The organism is Mycobacterium sp. 48b, from assembly GCF_048282725.1.
GTDB lineage: Bacteria > Actinomycetota > Actinomycetes > Mycobacteriales > Mycobacteriaceae > Mycobacterium.
In genome coordinates this window covers 7210247-7226972 of the sequence record NZ_JBLVUL010000001.1, presented here as the reverse complement: position 1 = coordinate 7226972, position 16726 = coordinate 7210247, and the positions used below count along the sequence as shown (strand labels likewise).

The 16726-nt window shown below is 62.7% G+C and carries 14 protein-coding genes and 1 pseudogene; 6 read left to right on the top strand and 9 right to left on the bottom strand.

Annotated elements, in window-relative coordinates; genetic code table 11:
- Positions 1–45 precede the first annotated feature (45 nt).
- From ACNQR1_RS35270 to ACNQR1_RS35240, 7 genes are all read right to left on the bottom strand, one after another.
- Entirely contained in the window at positions 46–1239 is a 1194-nt protein-coding gene (locus ACNQR1_RS35270) for an acyl-CoA dehydrogenase family protein (protein WP_418050120.1), read from the bottom strand.
- A 2-nt stretch (positions 1240–1241) separates the two neighbouring features.
- A complete protein-coding gene (locus tag ACNQR1_RS35265; RefSeq protein ID WP_418050625.1) occupies positions 1242–2342 on the bottom strand; it encodes an acyl-CoA dehydrogenase family protein in 1101 nt (366 codons plus the stop codon).
- 166 nt (positions 2343–2508) lie between these two features.
- Positions 2509–3993, bottom strand: coding sequence for an aldehyde dehydrogenase family protein (locus tag ACNQR1_RS35260; RefSeq protein WP_418050119.1), 1485 nt, complete (start codon positions 3991–3993; stop codon positions 2509–2511).
- 11 nt (positions 3994–4004) lie between these two features.
- On the bottom strand, positions 4005–5162 hold the full coding sequence (locus ACNQR1_RS35255; RefSeq protein ID WP_418050118.1) for a thiolase family protein: 1158 nt from the start codon (positions 5160–5162) through the stop codon (positions 4005–4007).
- 3 nt (positions 5163–5165) lie between these two features.
- Positions 5166–5585 carry a Zn-ribbon domain-containing OB-fold protein gene (locus ACNQR1_RS35250; protein WP_418050117.1) on the bottom strand — a complete coding sequence of 140 codons (420 nt, stop codon included), beginning with the start codon at positions 5583–5585 and terminating at the stop codon, positions 5166–5168.
- Positions 5586–5657: 72 nt separating this feature from the next.
- Complete coding sequence (locus ACNQR1_RS35245) at positions 5658–6953, bottom strand: amidohydrolase family protein (RefSeq protein ID WP_418050116.1); 1296 nt, start codon at positions 6951–6953, stop codon at positions 5658–5660.
- Between the two features lie 107 nt (positions 6954–7060).
- A complete protein-coding gene (locus ACNQR1_RS35240; RefSeq protein ID WP_418050624.1) occupies positions 7061–8245 on the bottom strand; it encodes an amidohydrolase family protein in 1185 nt (394 codons plus the stop codon).
- Between the two features lie 191 nt (positions 8246–8436).
- Between ACNQR1_RS35240 and ACNQR1_RS35235 the strand changes: the two genes are divergently transcribed.
- Together ACNQR1_RS35235 and ACNQR1_RS35230 are read left to right on the top strand one after the other, a co-directional pair.
- Complete coding sequence (locus ACNQR1_RS35235) at positions 8437–9051, top strand: TetR/AcrR family transcriptional regulator (RefSeq protein WP_418050115.1); 615 nt, start codon at positions 8437–8439, stop codon at positions 9049–9051.
- 87 nt (positions 9052–9138) lie between these two features.
- Complete coding sequence (locus ACNQR1_RS35230; RefSeq protein WP_418050114.1) at positions 9139–9759, top strand: TetR/AcrR family transcriptional regulator; 621 nt, start codon at positions 9139–9141, stop codon at positions 9757–9759.
- A 132-nt stretch (positions 9760–9891) separates the two neighbouring features.
- Here ACNQR1_RS35230 and ACNQR1_RS35225 read toward each other — a convergent pair whose 3' ends face one another.
- Entirely contained in the window at positions 9892–11076 is a 1185-nt protein-coding gene (locus ACNQR1_RS35225; RefSeq protein WP_418050623.1) for a CoA transferase, read from the bottom strand.
- A gap of 30 nt (positions 11077–11106) precedes the next feature.
- A pseudogene (locus ACNQR1_RS35220) lies at positions 11107–12531 on the bottom strand (class I adenylate-forming enzyme family protein); the annotation flags it as partial.
- Positions 12532–12991: 460 nt separating this feature from the next.
- Between ACNQR1_RS35220 and ACNQR1_RS35215 the strand changes: the two are divergent.
- The 4 genes from ACNQR1_RS35215 (at position 12992) to ACNQR1_RS35200 (ending at position 16309) form a co-directional block, all read left to right on the top strand.
- Entirely contained in the window at positions 12992–13255 is a 264-nt protein-coding gene (locus ACNQR1_RS35215; protein ID WP_418050113.1) for a ferredoxin, read from the top strand.
- Positions 13256–13531: 276 nt separating this feature from the next.
- Positions 13532–13762: an AMP-binding enzyme gene (locus ACNQR1_RS35210; RefSeq protein ID WP_418050112.1), complete on the top strand. Its 231-nt coding sequence runs from the start codon at positions 13532–13534 to the stop codon at positions 13760–13762.
- Between the two features lie 102 nt (positions 13763–13864).
- Positions 13865–14683 carry an SDR family oxidoreductase gene (locus tag ACNQR1_RS35205; protein WP_418050111.1) on the top strand — a complete coding sequence of 273 codons (819 nt, stop codon included), beginning with the start codon at positions 13865–13867 and terminating at the stop codon, positions 14681–14683.
- A gap of 420 nt (positions 14684–15103) precedes the next feature.
- Entirely contained in the window at positions 15104–16309 is a 1206-nt protein-coding gene (locus ACNQR1_RS35200) for a type I restriction endonuclease (protein WP_418050110.1), read from the top strand.
- The last annotated feature ends 417 nt before the right edge of the window (positions 16310–16726 follow it).

The following is a 16726-nucleotide window of genomic DNA, read 5'->3' as shown; positions in this document are numbered from 1 at the left end:
CAGCGCACCGTGTCCGTGCTACGGCTGCTCGCGTCGCCGTGGTCGTCAGTTCGCCTTCTGTGCAGGCTTTCCGTAGGCGGGCTTACCTAATCCCAAGGAGTATTGGGCGATCATGTTTCGGAAGACCTCCAGGGTCCCTCCATAGATCCCGACCAAGGGTGCGAACCGGTAGACGTACTCGGTCTGTCCTTGGTCTGCGGCGCTGTCGGCACCGTACGGCAGCGCGGACGATGAGCCCAGAAGATCCATGAGATGCGGCGCGACATCGCGCATGGCCTGAGCTTGCGCAACCCTGCCGAAGATGTTGGGACTGCTTAGTCCTGCTTCGACGCGCGCTACCGCGTGGCCCAATCGGTAGGCGACCGAATCGTCGTCGATGGCCGGCGATCCGCTCTCATCGCGCCGCGAGACCAGCGCAGCGGTGCTGTCCAAAGCGGCGGACAGGAACCCGGCTTGGTGATTGAGTATCGAAACATCCTGCAGGCCATCGGTATTGGCAGACACTGCGCCGTGTTCGTCGTCCAGCGGCCCGCGCAGCACCATCCAACCACCGTTGACGTCGCCCAAGCGGTATCGATCATCGACGGCAACGTCGCTGAAGTACACGATGTTGGTCCGATCGCCGTCGATGGTCCGCAGACCCTGAATCTCAACACCAGGAGCGTCCAGCGGCACGAGGAACATTGTCAGGCTCGCGTGTTTGGGCGCGTCCGGATCGGTGTTGGTGATGAGAAAGACGTATTGACAATTGTGTGCACCTGTCGTGAACATCTTCGAGCCGTTGATGATCCACTGCTCACCGTCGCGGACTGCGCGGGTCTTACAGGTCGCGATGTCTGAGCCCCCTTCGGGTTCGGTATAGCCAAGGCAAAGACGAACGTGGCCTGAGTACACCCGTGGCAACACTTCTTCCTGTACGTCTGGGCGCGCAACCCGCTCCACCGTACGCGCAACCAACTTCGTTGTGCCCCAAGTCACCCACGGCACGTGGTAGCGCCGTAACTCCAGCTCCCAGATCCGCCGACGGACACGGTCGAACCCGCCGTCGGACTCCGGCCGCGACTCGCGCTCGAGGTAGCCCGCCGCCCCCATGGCGAGGTGCACACCTTCGTCGAAGTTGTCGCCTGTTGCCCGTTCGCGCTCGTGCACTTCATCGGTGATGTGCTCATCGAGGAAACTGCGTACCTCACCGAGGAACTCGGCCTGGTCGTCGGTCAGCTGGACCCGTGAGAAGTCCATATTCAGGCCTCCACCTTCTGCCGTGGTTCTGCCACGCCGGCGTCACCTTCGATCGATTCTCTGGCGGCCACGAGTCGGCCAATGTACTTGGCGGTGTCGGCGGGATCGCCTGCCGCCAGTGCCCATCCGCGGGCACGCACCAGGTAGGCGGTGCTGGCCGCCTCGGTGCTCACGCCCAAGCCTCCTTGAGCGTGGACGGCAATCGTGGCCGCGCGGGGGGCCTCGTCGGCCAGGTAGACGAATGCCGCACCAGCCAGTTCCGGTCGGGTATCCGGCTCGTGCTCTAAGTACCATGCTGCGCGCCGGGCCAGGTTTCGACCGCTTTCAACGACGATGGCGTTGTTGGCCAACGGATGTGAGATGCCCTGCAAGGCGCCGATCGAGACGCCCATGGTAAAACGTGACTTCGCAAACTCTGCTGCAACGCGGGTGGTTTCATCAACGACGCCGGTCAACGCGGCTGCGGTCAGCAGTCGCCACTCGTCGAGTGCGCGTCGATGTGCGACCGTGGCGTCGAGACCCGAGGCCAGCACGACTTTGTTCTGGTGGCGTTCCGGATCCACCCAGGCCATCGGGAGCCGCGCCAAGTTCGGCACGTTCGGCAGGGGTTCGTCCAAGGTCAACCGGATCAGGTGTTCCCCCTGAGGGACGATCACATGCTGAGCCGCCCCGGCAGTAGGAACGAGTCGTCGACCGGCCCGGGTGCCGAGACGAGGGTCGAATGCGAGGATTTGCGTTCCGGCAACGACGCCCTCCGCGAACTCGCCGCCGTTGCGCAGAATTCCGAGCCGCGATAGTAGGCGCGCCGCCACGATGTGGTCGATCCATGGCACCGGCGCCAGTGAGCGTCCGACCTCTTCGGCCAGCACTACCAGATCGATCAAGGTGGCGCCGTCGCCGCCGTCGCTTTCCGGCAGTGCCATGGTCGTGGCACCCATGGCACACAGTCGCTCCCATAGCGCGGCGTCGTGCCCGCTCGCCTCCGCGGCCCACACGGCCTCGATAGAGCACGACTTCTTGAAGAAGTCCTGGTACGCCGCTTGCAGCTCACGCTGCTCGTCTGGAAGGCCGTAGTCTTCGCGTCGTAGTTCGAACCGATCCAGCACGCTCATATGGTGTTGCACCCTTCCTTCGTCGATCTTGATGTCGTGCCCGCAGACCCGAGCTGGTGCGGCGGTCCGCTCTTACGTTGCCGGCCGCTACGTGTCGGTACGTGGTTCGGTGTCGTTGCCCCGCCCGTACTGGTGACAGCGACCGTGGGGCAATGTGTCAGGAGGGCAACCCAATAGTCTTGCCGTGCAGGTACTCCAGGAATCCGGAATCGCCGTTGCGGTAGCCGAGACCGCTTTGCCTCATGCCCCCGAATCGGCTAGTGATGCCGAAGTGGCTGGCACCGTTGACGGTGACGTTTCCTGTTCGCATCCGCAGCGCGACGGACTTCGCCCTGTCGAGGTCGCTGCCCGTCACCTCACCAGACAGACCGTAGATCGAATCGTTGGCGATGGCCACGGCTTCGTCGTCGGTGTCATACGGCGTGACTGTCAGTACTGGGCCGAAGATCTCTTCCTGTGCGATCTGTGAGGCGGGTTCGACGTCGGCCAGCAATGTCGGCTGCACGAAGTACCCGACTGGAAGATCGGCTGGGACTGCACCGCCGGTGACTAAGCGGGCGCCCGCGCTGATTGAGGACTGGACGAGACCGAGTACCTTGGCCCGCTGCATGGCGCTGATCTGCGGACCCTGAATGATGCTGTGGTTCCAGGGATCTCCAACTGGAGTGGACTCCATGGCGGCCCTAAGGATCGCGATGCCCTCATCATATCGTCTGCGAGGCAACAAGATCCGACTTGATAGAGTGCACACCTGGCCAGACATCACGCAGGCCATCGTGGCGGTCATCGGCAGCGTACGAGCGAAGTCCGCGTCGTCGAGGTAGATGTGTGCTGACTTCCCGCCGAGTTCGAGCAGGGTCTTCTTCACGGTGGACGCCCCCGCCGCGAGGATGGCACGGCCGGTGGCGGTGGAGCCGGTGAACGTGATCATGTCGACACGCGGGTCGGCGCTGAGTGCGGCGCCGACCTCGTTGGCATTCGAGGTCACCACATTGAAGACCCCGGGCGGGATCTCGGTCTCCTCGGCGACGATCCGGCCGAGCTCGGTGCCCTCCCAAGGGGTCAGCTGAGCGGGCTTGAGCACGACGGTATTACCTGCCATCAACGCCGGAATCGACTCGGCGAGATTGAGGTATAGCGGTACGTTCCATGGCGTGATCGCTCCGACGACACCGAGTGGAACGTGATGCGTGAGCCGCCGTGCAGTGCCCATCGGCGCCGGATGGATTCCGGTGTCCTGAACATATCTGAACGTCCGGCCGTGCTGTGCCCAATGCTTCACCTCGGCGATGGCGCCGGCGACCTGCACCTGGGCGGTCGAGATCGGACAGCCGACTTCGGTGACGAGCAGCCGTACCAGCCGATCTGTGTTGCGTTGCAGTGCGTCATGCAGCTGGGTCAGGCAGTGATAGCGCAGCTCGACGTCGCGTGCCCAATTCGTCTGTTCGAACGCCCGGGCCGCGGCCGTGACGGCGCGATCTACGTCGCCGACGGATCCGTCGGCGACGGTGCCGACGACCTCTTCGTTCGCCGGGTGTACGACGCCAAAGAGCGCGCCACCTGATGCGGGCACAAGCTCACCGTCAATGAGCATGCGTTGCTCACCAGCGAGGATGCCGGTGGTCTCCTGGCTTGCGGTCATCTTTGCTCCCGCTAGGTGGCGAGGATCGTTGCTGCCGCGGTGCCCGGCGCGCCGTACAACTGAGCGAAACCAACCTTGGGGTCGCCGGGCACCTGCCGGTCGCCGGCCTCGCCGCGCAACTGCCGAACGATCTCGTGGACCTGTCGCAATCCAGAGGCTCCGATGGGCTCACCGTTGGCGAGCAGGCCGCCGTCGGTGTTCACCGGCATCGCCCCTCCGATCTCGGTTGCGCCATCGGCGATCAGTTTCTCCTGATCACCGTGCGCGCAGAAGCCGGCCTCGGCCATGTGAATGATCTCGGCTCCGGCGTCGGTGTCTTGCAGCTGAATGACATCGACCTCTTCGGGCGAGATACCGGACTTCTCGAAGGCCGCCCGTGCTGCGTACACGGTGGGTGACTCGGTCTCGTCGATCGGGGCGAAGGTCGTGTTCACCTCGTAGGCGCCGTACTGGCGGGTGCGGATCTCGGTGGCGAGCAGGTATACCGGTTTGGCGGTGTAGCGGTGAGCGATGTCGGCGCGGCACATCACTACGGCGGCTGCACCCTCGTCCGGCGAGCAAAACATGAACTGCGTCAGCGGGTAGTTCAGCATCGGCGCATTGAGTATGACGTCCTCATCGATTCTCTTGCGACGGAATGCATTTGGATTCAGTTCACCATTGCGGAGGTTCTTGTTGACAACTTTGGCCAAGGTGCGTTGTGAGATTCCATGGGTGTGGAGATACCTGTTGGCCTTCATGCCAAAGAACTGAGTCGTCAGGTATTGGCCGTTCTCGGCGTACCACGCAGGCATTCCGACCAACGCCGGATCTTCGGTGAACGCGCCACGGGGATGCTTGTCGAGCCCGACCGCAACACCAATGTCGTAGTCGCCCAACCGAATACCATCAGCGCAGGTCTTGATGGCGCTAGCTGCGGTGGCGCACGCATTGAACACGTTGGTGAAAGGAATACCTGACAGGCCTATCATTCCCACGATGGCATCTGGGTTCGCAACGGTCCAGCTGCCGCCTGCTGCGAACTGGACGTCGTTCCACTCAATGCCGGCGTCCCGAACCGCTGCTGAGATGGCGTCGACGCCCATCTCCATCGCTGTCTTGCCCTCGAAGCGGCCGAAGGGGTGCAAGCCAACGCCGATGATTGCCACTTCGTTCGTTGAATGGCGCATGACTTACTCCTGACTCGGTTGGAAGGCGAACGTGATGATCTCGTTGCCGGTGTCATCGGTTGCGAACGGCACCATCGTTAGTTCAACCTGTTGGCCGAACTTGAGCTTGTCGGGGTCACTCTCGGTGAGCCGGCCCTCAACGCGAATGGCGTCCCCGAGTTGGACGAGGCCGACGCCGAACGGAACGAAATCCTTGCCAGAAGGCCCCTTGTACGGAGGCCCAGGTGCGAACTGTTGTGTCGTCCAGGCCACCAGGGTTCCGCGGCGGGGGAGCAGGATGTCGGCCATCTGCTCTCTACTACAGCGGGGACAACAATGTTGGCGGGGAAATGTCACAGCGGCACAATGCGTGCACTTACTGCCGAACAGTTGAGCGGGCTCCTCCGGCCATGTTGAGATCTCTTGTGACAGTGGTATTTGCATGAAGCGGTGAATCCAATCGGTCGCGACGTTCGAATCTCTTAGAACCCCCGTAATGGGAATCGGGTGCTGCGGTTAGTCGCTGATGTTTGACCGCGCTGCGACGCGGATCGCATCCATGGTCGGCTCCAGGTACTCGTGCTCATGTTTCGACAATGACTGGATGGAGACGTCGTGCCCCTCTGCCTGCTTACGCAGCGCACCGACGGTCGCCTGCTCCTTGGGGACGTGGGCGAACGGATCGAAGTGGTACAGCCGCATGGCGTTCTCGTGGGTGATCTTGTTGATCTCGTCGTCGGGAACTTCGTAGGTTTCGAACACCGCGCTCAACTCCTCGGGGGCTCCGGGCCACATCGAGTCACTGTGCGGGTAGTCCATCTCCCAGCAGATGTTGTCCACCCCGATCTCGTGGCGGTTCTTCACGCCGACGGGGTCTGAGATGAAGCAGGTCATGAAGTGCTCCCGGAACACCTCCGAGGGCAACTTGTCGCCGAAGTCCTGGTGTGTCCACGTCGAGTGCATGTCGTAGGTGCGGTCCACCCGGTCCAGGAAGTACGGGATCCACCCGGTGCCGCCTTCGGACAGCGCGATCTTGAGGCCGGGGTATGCCTTGATCGGTGCGGACCACAGCAGGTCGGCCGCGGCCTGCACGATGTTCATCGGCTGCAGGGTGATCATCACGTCCATCGGGGCATCCGGGGCGGTGATCGCCAGCTTTCCCGACGAGCCGATGTGCACGTTCATCACGGTGTCGGTGTCGACCAGGGCCTCCCACAACGGCTTCCAGTACTCCAGGTCGTGGAAGGACGGGTAGCCCAGGGTCGACGGGTTCTCGGTGAAGGTCAGCGAGTGCACGCCCTTCTTCGATACCCGGCGCACCTCGTCGGCGCACAGCTGCGGATCCCAGATCGCCGGAATGGCCATCGGAATGAACCGTCCGGGGTTGGATCCGCACCACTCGTCGATGTGCCAGTCGTTGTAGGCCTGCACCAGTGCCAGCGAGAACTCCGCGTCCTCGGTGGCGAACAACCGCGCTGCGAAACCCGGGAACGAGGGGAAGTTCATGGTGGCCAGCACGCCGCCGGCGTTCATGTCCTTGACCCGTTCGTTGGGGTCGTAGCAGCCCTTGCGGATCTCATCGAGCCCCTGGGGCTCCAGTCCGTACTCCTCCTTCGGCCGGCCCGCCACCGCGTTGAGCGCCACATTCGGGATCACCGTGTCGCGGAACTGCCAGGTGTCGCTGCCGTCGGGGTTGTGCACCAACCGGGGCGCCTCGTCGCGGTACTTCTCCGGAAGATGGTTCTTGAACATGTTCGGCGGTTCGATGATGTGGTCGTCGACGCTGATCAAGATCATGTCGTCTTTGTTCACTGTTGCCCCTTCCCGATAGGCAAGACGGTGGTGGCGTGCAGGATCTGCCGCCCTGAGCGGATGGTTGCGGGTCGAGTTGTTCTACGCGGACGCGTGGCCCTTGGCACTCACACCTGAGCTAGCTGGGGTGGCTGGGTCGCGGTGGGATCTGGGTTGGCGATCGGCAGGCCCATGAAGCGGCGGGCGTTGTCACCCATGAAGTCATAGGTGCGGCGTACGTCCATTCCCTCGGCGTACTTCCAGAAGCCCTTGGGTTCGGGCAGGCCTTCGGGGTGTGGGTAGTCCGAGCCGAACAGCACTTTGTCCCAGCCGACGGTGTTGACGACGTCGGAGACGCATCCCTCCCAGAACGGACTGACCCAGATGTTGCGGCGGAACACGTCGTGTGGATGCTCGGGGAAGTTCTGAGGCATCTTCTTCTGCAGATCTTCAAAGTCGTTGAACAACGGGAAGATCCAGCTACTGCCGTTCTCCACACTGGCTACCCGAAGCTTGGGGAACCGGGTCAGCGTCCCGTGGCAGATGAGGGCAGTAATCATGTCCGCGATCTCGCGGTGCCCCAGGACCATCCAGCGGAATGCGCTCTGCGTCATAAAGTTCTGCGTGTAGGGCGGTTCCCATTTGCCGACATAGTCGTCCAGCGGCGGGTAGCTGGCGTGCAACACGATGGGCAGCCCGGCGGCTTCGACGTCCCGCCAGAACGGATCGAACTCGGGAAGCGCCGGTGAGCGCCAGCCGTGCAGGCCGTTTACCGGGCCAGGCTTGATCAAGGCAGCCTTGGCGCCGCGCTCTAGAAGCCAGGCCAGTTCACGTTGGGCGGCATCGACGTCGGAGAGGTTGATGATCGGTGTGGTAAACACCCGGTTCTCGTAGTTGAAGCCCCAATGCTCGTGGATCCATTCATTGAGTGCATGGACTATCGCCAGCGTCAACGCCGGATCATCCGCGCTGGAATGCTCCACCAAGCTGCCCAAGGTGGGATAGTTCAGCGCCTCGGCCACACCCTGGCGGTCCAGTTCCTTGACCCGGTCCTGCGGAGTGCGAGTGGCCGAGGGTGCCTCAATCGCCCTGCCCTGCATCTCACGCAGCGTTTGCCCCTCGACGTTCTCGCCAGCGAAGAACTTTTCGTGGGCACCGGGGGCGGCCACCCGTTCGAAGGTGGGGTTGGGGATGAAGTCGGTGACTCGATTGTTGATGACCACCCGGGTCTGATGCCCGAACTGAGCGTACTGAACCGCCGTTTGGTACTGGGGGGGAAGAAATTTCGTCAGCGCGTCGCCGGTCTCGTACATGTGCTGATCGGCGTCAAAAATGGGCGCACCAGTGAACTGAGCCACGATCACCTTCTTCTCGATAGTCTCACTACACTTTGACTATAACTGTCGTAACGACACTGTCAAACTTTTTCCGAAAGTGTTACCCAAAACGCAACTTGAACAGGTGTTATCTGATGTGACACCTATGTCTCACTATGATGGGGAAGATGTTCAGTTTGAATGGCGGGACCGACGGCATCGCGGGGACGCGTGGCCAACGAACGCGGCACGCGATCGTTGCGGCTAGTCGAGAGCTGTTCCTGGAACGTGGTTACGGGGCTACCACGGTCAACGCGATCGCCGAGGCGTCAGGGATCTCGCGTGCTGGTTTTTACCGGCACTTCAGCGACAAGCGTGAGATCTTCGGTCTCCTCGGCGATAGCGCATACAGGGAACTGCGCGCTGTGTTGGCGATGTGGAAGTCTTTCGATGTTCCCTACCGCTACGAGGACGTTCGGCAGTTTGTCGAGAACTACTTCACGTACATGGACGGTTTCGGAGCTTTCGCCCTGTCGGCTGCGGTTTCAGCGCCCACAGACGATGAGTTCCGTCGTGGCAACATGCGGATGCAGACACGGGTCGCTTGGTCGCTCGGCCAGGCTGTAGCACCAGAGGGGGCGCATTCTCCCGAGGTTGTTGGCTCGGCCCTGCAAGGTTTGCTCGACCGCGGGTGGCACACGGTGCAAGCTCAGTTCGTGGCCGTCGATCGCGCTGAGATGATTGACGCGCTCGCTGACACTGTCCTGGAGCTGTCGCGCATTTGGAGCGCTCGACCGCAGTAAGGACCTGTCGGGCGCCGCGGTGGCTATGATCGCGGACGTACTGGAGGTTTCGACACCACTTGACGTGGAGAAGGTCGCCGTCGATTTATGCCAACGTCGCGTGAAACGCAGCGAGCCCCGGCGTGGGGCGCGGATCTGCCGTTGGATGAAGCGCAAGCCCGGGAACGGATTCTCGACGCGGCCGAAAAGTGCTACGTCGAAATGGGTCCTGCGCGGTCAAAGATGACACATATCGCCACTCGGGCCGGCATCCACCGCACCACCGTCTACAGCTACTTTCCGAACCGCGAAGCGGTGCTTGCGGCCTGCTACCTGCGCGCCACCAATGCGGTGTTGGAGGCCGCGGAACGTTGTTGGCAGACAGATAAACCGTTCATTGACCAACTGATCGATGCGTGCGTTATGAGCCTTCGGCTTTCCCGGGAGTCGCCGGTGATGAGTGCACTGATATCTCCCGACGAGTTCGCTCGCACTGTCTTGGCCACGAAGTCTTCCGAAGGTTGGCAGGCGTTGTTGGACAACGTTCTTGCGCGCCGGTTGGCTGATGCCGTACATGACGGCGAGGTTCGTAGCGACGTGCCGACTCGGACTCTGGTGGATTGGGTGACGCGCATCTGCATGAGCCTTGCGGCTGTTCCAAGCCTTGAACGGGACGGGGGCGACGAGGGCGTCCTACGGGCCTTCCTGCCGAGAAGCTTGGCGCCCTAGAAATCGCCGACACCGCGCAGCGGTAGCCAGGCGAATTCGACGACGGTGATCGCAGGATCGCCTGTGGTGTGTTCACACCGCCGTTGCCGGCATCCTTATCGAACGGCTTCCGCCGGGTAGCAGCGAGCGCGTCTACGCCACGGTGCCCGCTTCGGTCAGGCGGGCGATCTCGCCTGGCCCGAGTCCCAGCGAATCGGCTAGCACCTGCGCGGTGTGGTCACCAAGTGTGGGCGAGGGCACGGCGGGTGGGTAGACGCCGTCGATGGCCACTGGGAGACCGGGCGCCAGATAGCTGCCGATGCGGGGCTGATCCAACTTGGTGAACAGCGGGTTGGCGGTCACCTTCGGGTGGGTGGCCGCCTCGGCGAAACTGCGGTAACGCTCCCACAAGATCGACGTGCCCGACAGCGCGGCGCAGATCTCCTCAGCGGTGTGCGTAGTGAACCACGGCGTGAACAGGCCCGTCAGCGCGTCCCGATGGTGATAGCGCTGGCCCTCGTCGGTGAAGTCAGCGCCGAGTGTTTCAGCTAGTGCCGCAACCGCTTTGGTGTTGTCGCTGACTTCAGCCAGATCCTCAAAGTGCCGCCTGGTGAGCGCGACGATCATGAACGCCGCGCCGTCAGCGCTGGTGAACTGTTGTCCGTACTGGCCGTAGATCGAGTTGCCGATGCGCGGCCGATCCGAGCCGTTGATCATCACCTCGGTCAGAAAGCTGAGGTTTCCTGCGGTGGCCAGCGCGACGTTCTCCAGAGGAATCGAGATCTGCTGACCCTGGCCGGTGGCGTCGCGGTGCCGCAGTGCGGTGGTGACTGCCAGCGCGGTATAGAGTCCGCACGCGACGTCCCAAGCCGGCAGCACATGATTAACCGGAACATCGAGCCCGGGCGGCCCTGTAACCACAGGAAACCCCAGGCCCGCGTTGACCGTGTAATCGACGCCGGTGCTACCGTCGGCGCGGCCGGAGATCTCCACGTGGATCAGGTCTGGCCGTGAGGCCACCAATGCTTCATATGAATGCCACTGCCGCCCAGAGACATTGGTGATCAGTATGCCTGCCTCGGCGATCAGCCGGGCCACCAGGTCCTGCCCCTTTTCCGAACGCATGTCCACCGCGACGGATCGCTTGCCCTTGTTCAGGCCGGCCCAGTAGATGCTGTCTCCGTCGTCGGTCACCGGCCAGCGCAGGTAGTCGGCGGCGCCGCCGACCGGGTCCACCCGGATCACCTCCGCTCCCAGCTGGGTCAGCGTCATTCCTGCCAGGGGTACCGCGACGAAACTGGAGATTTCGATGATGCGGACACCGGCCAGCGGCCGGATAGCTGCGGGCGCCCCTGTCGGCCGCTGAAGAAAATATTCGCGGACGGCGCCGAGATCGGCCTTGCCGGACGGAGTGCGCGGGATCGCGTCGACGACGGCGATGTCGGTGGGGATTTCATAACGGGCCAGCCTGGCGGTCAGGAACTCGGACAGCTGGGCCGTCGTCGCTTGTCCGTGTAACTCGACCATCGCGACCGGTGTCTCGCCGAGGCGGTCGTCGGCGCGGCCGATCACGGCGGCACCGCGGACCGCGGGGTGAGCTTCCAATGCGGTGCGCACATCGTCGGGCATCACCTTGAAACCGCCGCGGATGATCGCCTGATCGGCCCGTCCGAGGATCCAGACGAACCCGTCGGCGTCGATGCGCGCGAGGTCGGTAGTGCGTAACCACTCAGCCGTGTCCATCTGGGCCGGAATGACTTCCAGCAGACCTTGCTCGTCAGGGCCTAGTGGCCGCCCAGTGCCATCGACCACGCGAAGCCGAGCACCGGGATTGGCCCGGCCCACGCTGCCGCGTTTGGTCGTCCAGTACTGGTCATGATCAGCCAGGGTCCAACCCGCCACGCCGCCACCGAACTCGGTGGCGGCGTAGGACGTCAGTACCGGAATGCCGAACTTCGCGGTAAAGGCATCCGCGTCGTCGGCTGACAGCGGCGCTGTCCCCGAAGTGACAGCTCGGATGCCGGCGAGATCATCGCGTGTGAGGTCGGAGTGCAGGACCATGCGAAGGGCTGCTGGCACCAAGGACACCGCGCGTGGCTGGTGTTCGCGGACGGCGTCGGCCCAGCGCTGTAGGTCGAACTTCGGAAGCAGCGCGAACGGTCTCGCCTCGGTGACGCACAGCAGGATCCGGAAGACACCGCCGACGTGGACCAGAGGCGAGTTCACGATCGCGACCCCCTTGCGCAGTCGCGTTGGGGTGGGCGAGTTCTCGTCTTCGCGGCCCATCACGCTGCGGGCCAGCATGGTGTAGGTCAGGTCGACACGCTTGGGTGGTCCGGTGGTGCCGCTGGTCAGCATCCACACCGCGACACCGGGGCGGCCTGCGTCAGTGGCCGGCGCTCCCGTGGCGAGTGGTTCGCTGTCGAGGTCTGCGATGGTGATCAGCCTGGTGCCCGCAGAGGGGGCGGCGAGGTTGGCGAGATCGTCGGCGAGACCGACGATCGCCGGCAGGGCGAGTGTGGAGATGTCAGCGCGGGTTCGTGCGTCTCCGCGTGAGGGGTTGATGACCACCACGGTGCCACCGGCTTCGAGCACTCCCAGCAGCGCGGCGACGTGAACGGGAGTGTTGCGCAACATGATCCCGACCCGTCCGCTCCCGGCCAGGGTAGCGATGCGCCGTGCGGCTGTGCCGATCTGCCCCCAGGTGGACCATTGGCCGTCGTACTGGACCGCATTGGCTGAGGGATCGAGATCCAGAATCTCGCTGATCCGTCGGGAAAGGGGATGGGACATCAGCGGATCCGCAGCGTGTCGAGTGGCTCCCAGCTGGTCTTCACGGCGTGAGCGAGCAGTTGGGTCTCACCCTCGCCCGCGATGGTACTTCTTCTGGACCGGCCTCGATCGTCGTACATACTGTTGAATATACGGTAAGTGATGCTACTGAAGCCGAATCGCGTAGCCGGGGTGCGACCGGCGCAGCCGTAGCTGGCCGTTGAGGCCCCGTTTGAATTCAGCGGGCCGTCACTGAACTGGGCTGTTGATGCTGATTGCTGCCAAGGATGCGGCGGCACGGTCTCGAATCCGGGCGACCGACGATTGGTCCACTTTCAGTACGGACGCTGCCGGTACACCTGAAAGGGTGTACCGGCACTCCGGGTATCGCCGCCAGAATGGCACCGCCGCAAATGCAGCGTCGATATCCCGAGGAGGAGGTCGAACTGCAGTTAGCGACATGAGAGCTGGCAGAGAACAAGTGAAGGCGAACGGCGCTGAGTATCGCGGCGGCCGGCAGATAATCGAGGTTTCCGTGGCCGATGATGTGATGAGTGTTCGTGTGGATGTGGGACTCTGCGAAGCCAACGGAGTCTGTTCCGGCCTCGCACCCGAGGTTTTCGATCTGGACGATCAGGACCAATTGACGGTGCTACAGCCCGTCGTCGAGCCTCCTATCCAGCACCGCGTGCTCGACGCGGCGCGGCAATGCCCGCGACAAGCTATCGATGTCGCCTCCGCATGAAGCCCAACCCGTCAAGCAATGAGACGGGCGACAACGCTTTACGACCACACCCGTGGCCCCTTTGACTGCGGTTTGCAGCGGACACGGAGCCATCCGGTACGCCCAAACGGGCGTACCGCTCGGCGTTTCCCCGTGGTTCACTGCGTCAACATCTGTTCGGGACGCTCAAGGTGGAAAGTCCGCGGGACCTGCTCGCTATGGCTGCGGCGCAGTTCGGCTCCAAACCCCTTGATCTGATCTGGAACCCAGACCCACGGCAACCCTCGCAACACTGTCGTGCGCCGCCGAGTACCCGTTCGATTTCAGCCGGATACACGCCAACGTGCTTGTGCCTACGTCGCCTCCGCCGGCGCCACTCCGCCGACGGAGGATGAACCGTTTGCGCATGCGAGTAAGCGCCTCGTGGCCTACAAACGGCCCCGGCTCATCCGCTTCGTCGCAGCGCTGCCGACAACTTCGACCGGCAAAGTGATGCGGCGGCACCTCATCGAGCTGTTTGCACCGTGAGGAACCCTTTGGGTCAATGAACCGACCAGGTGGCAGCCCGGACGGGGTCGCGGTTGGCGGCGCCCCACATCAGTGTGGCGCGTACTACACTATCTGTAATTCATGACTGATGTGCTGGTCGTTGTCGGTGTAGGTGGCATGGGGGAGGCGATCGCCCGCCGCCTCGGTAGCGGCAAACGAGTAGTCATCGCCGACTACAACAAAGAGACTCTGGATCGCGTCGGGGCAGCGCTGTGCGCTGATGGCTACGACGTGACAGAAGTCGTGGTCGACGTCTCCGACCGCGAGTCGCTGTCCGAGTTGGCGAGATCGTCGGCCGCGCTCGGCCCGATCAAACAGGTCGCCCATACCGCCGGAGTATCCGGGGCGCAGGCGCCATGCGAGGCCATCTGGCGGGTGGACCTGGTCGGCGTTGCACATAGCCTCGATGTATTCGGTGAGGTGATCGCCGCCGGCGGATCAGGCGTCTACATCGCCAGCATGGCCGGTGCCATCGCCGCACCCACCATCGCTCCCGAAATCGCCGCCGCGCTGGCAGACACACCTTCCTCGGAGCTGCTCGACCTACCGGTCGTTACGTCGTCGGACGCCGCCGCCGCGTACGCGATTGCCAAGCGGGCCAACCAATTGCGGGTCCAGCGGGCTAGCGTGGCCTGGGGCAAGAAGGGCGCCCGGGTCAACTCGGTCAGCCCCGGAGTCATCTCGACGCCCATGGGCCAACAGGAACTCGCCGCTGAGTCCGGCCAGTTGATGCGGACGATGATTTCATCGTCGGGAACTGGGCGCATCGGAACCCCGGCCGACATCGCTGCTGCGGTCGAATTCCTCCTCGGTCCCGACTCCACCTTCATTACCGGCACCGATTTGCTTGTCGACGGCGGCGTGGTCGCGGCTCTGCAATCAGGCGCGCTCGCATTGTGATCCTCGACTATGCCGGAGATTCGACCGGTGAAGACCGGCAGAATCGGGAGCTATCGGCAAGACGAAAGCCCGTCTCGCGACGGCGTGGGCTTCCGGTGATTGATGCAGACTCGCCGCGGGTGAAACGCTGAGGTAGTCGATGTGCCGTCGTGCCCGCTTGATGTCGAGGTGCACGTGGTGCTGCAGTCTGTAGGACTCAGTGACCCGCCTGTTTGCCGAGGCGCTGCTCGACGCCACCAGCCCGCTCGCGTCCTGCGATTTGATCCGGCGGATGGCGGTGAGGTCCTCCACGGCGAGCACTAGGGCGGGTCGCCGTTGAAGGGGATCGGTTCGATACTGAACGCCAGTGATGCAAACGCCCGGTAGCTGTCGCCCTCGTCATCTATTGTCTGCCGCAAGCGTCAAAACCAGGGGGCAAACATGGCATTTTCTGACGGTCTCGCCGCGATCGCCAAGAAGATCCTCGATATGCGGGCATCGGTACTGACCGAGGAAGCGACCAAGAACGCGTTCATCATGCCGTTCATTTCGAACGTGCTCGGTTACGACGTGTTCGACCCGTCCGAGGTAGTGCCTGAGTTCGTCGCCGACGTGGGGGTCAAGAAGGGGGAGAAGGTCGACTACGCGATCTTCAAGGACGGGCAGGTCCAGATCTTGATCGAGTGCAAGAAGATCGGTGACCCGTTGGACCTCCGCTACGCATCCCAGTTGTTCCGCTACTTTGCGGTCACGTCGGCGCGCATCGCAATCCTGACCAACGGTCAGCAGTACCATGTGTACACCGACGGCGACATGCCAAATCGCATGGACGAGAAGCCTTTTCTCATTTTCGATCTTCTTGATATCGACCGCACGCTGGTTCCTGAGATTCAGAAGTTTTCCAAGGAGTCATTCGACATCGACTCGGTGGTCAATGCCGCAGAGGAACTCAAGTACATCGGCGGCATTCGCCGGATCATCGCTGCCGAGGTGAAAGACCCGTCCGAGGAGTGGGTTCGGTTTTTCGTGAACCGCATCTATGAGGGCCGTACAACGCAGAAGATCGTCGATCAGTTCCGACCACTTGTGGCGAAGGCGCTCAACCAGTATGTCGGTGATCAGGTCAACAGCCGGCTGAAAACCGCGCTCGGCGATGACGCGCCAGACCCGAACCGCTCAACAGAAATCACCCGAACCGACGTGCCTACGCAACCTCCGATCGGACAGGCCGCAATCGCTGAGACAGCAACGGTCGCAGACGGAGTGACTGATCCCGGTGTCGTGACGACGGACGAAGAACTCGAGGGATTCAACATCGTGCGAGCCATCGCGGTGGCCGAGGTTGCGCCTGAACGTGTCCACTATCGAGATAGCAAGTCGTACTTCGCGATTCTGCTTGATGACAACAACCGGAAGCCGATCATCCGGCTGAACCTCAACGGTAAGAGCGTGAAGTTCGTGACGACCTTCGAGCAGGGTAAGGACGTTGGCGTGCGACGCGATATCGCATCCGTGGTGGATATCTACAAGGTCGCAACCGACCACATCCGCCAGACCATCCGACGTTACGAAGGCACTGGCAGCAGTGCAGCGATGGACGTCGATGGTTCGATGGTCTCAATGTCAGACGAGCAGACCGCCTGGTGATGATGCCCGGTAGCCAAATGTCCGACCCCCAGTAGGTCGGCACCGAACCATCCCCCTGTTGAGCACCGCCCTACAGGGCATTTTCTAGACCAAAGTGAGAGTGCTCGTGGATCACATGAGTTACGAATGCTGTGGCTACGAACTTCCGGCGCTGGCAGTTTGACCCGTTGATGTAAGGGCTGATGCCCCGAACCGAAGTCAGGCAACTTACGGGCCGGCTGAGCGGCTGGCGCCGGGGTGTTCACGAAAAAGGGTGATTCGAATCTGGCACGTAAGAAGTCCCGCTGCCACGTGTCCAGTTGCAGCAAAAATGACACGCGGTTGAGACTGCTTGCACATGACGGGGCGTGAGACTGCGGGCATCGCCGCAGGTCAGCATGTCGGCAGATGACACGCAGTTTGAGAACCGACAGGAGC

What these genes read in the sequence shown, in the direction of transcription:
- ACNQR1_RS35270 (WP_418050120.1), bottom strand. Translation starts at nt 1,239, where the DNA reads ATGGACTTCTCACGGGTCCAGCTGACCGACGACCAGGCCGAGTTCCTC.
- ACNQR1_RS35260 (WP_418050119.1), bottom strand. Translation starts at nt 3,993, where the DNA reads ATGACCGCAAGCCAGGAGACCACCGGCATCCTCGCTGGTGAGCAACGC.
- ACNQR1_RS35255 (WP_418050118.1), bottom strand. Translation starts at nt 5,162, where the DNA reads ATGCGCCATTCAACGAACGAAGTGGCAATCATCGGCGTTGGCTTGCAC.
- ACNQR1_RS35250 (WP_418050117.1), bottom strand. Translation starts at nt 5,585, where the DNA reads ATGCAAATACCACTGTCACAAGAGATCTCAACATGGCCGGAGGAGCCC.
- ACNQR1_RS35240 (WP_418050624.1), bottom strand. Translation starts at nt 8,245, where the DNA reads ATGTACGAGACCGGCGACGCGCTGACGAAATTTCTTCCCCCCCAGTAC.
- ACNQR1_RS35235 (WP_418050115.1), top strand. Translation starts at nt 8,437, where the DNA reads ATGTTCAGTTTGAATGGCGGGACCGACGGCATCGCGGGGACGCGTGGC.
- ACNQR1_RS35230 (WP_418050114.1), top strand. Translation starts at nt 9,139, where the DNA reads ATGCCAACGTCGCGTGAAACGCAGCGAGCCCCGGCGTGGGGCGCGGAT.
- ACNQR1_RS35205 (WP_418050111.1), top strand. Translation starts at nt 13,865, where the DNA reads ATGACTGATGTGCTGGTCGTTGTCGGTGTAGGTGGCATGGGGGAGGCG.
- ACNQR1_RS35200 (WP_418050110.1), top strand. Translation starts at nt 15,104, where the DNA reads ATGGCATTTTCTGACGGTCTCGCCGCGATCGCCAAGAAGATCCTCGAT.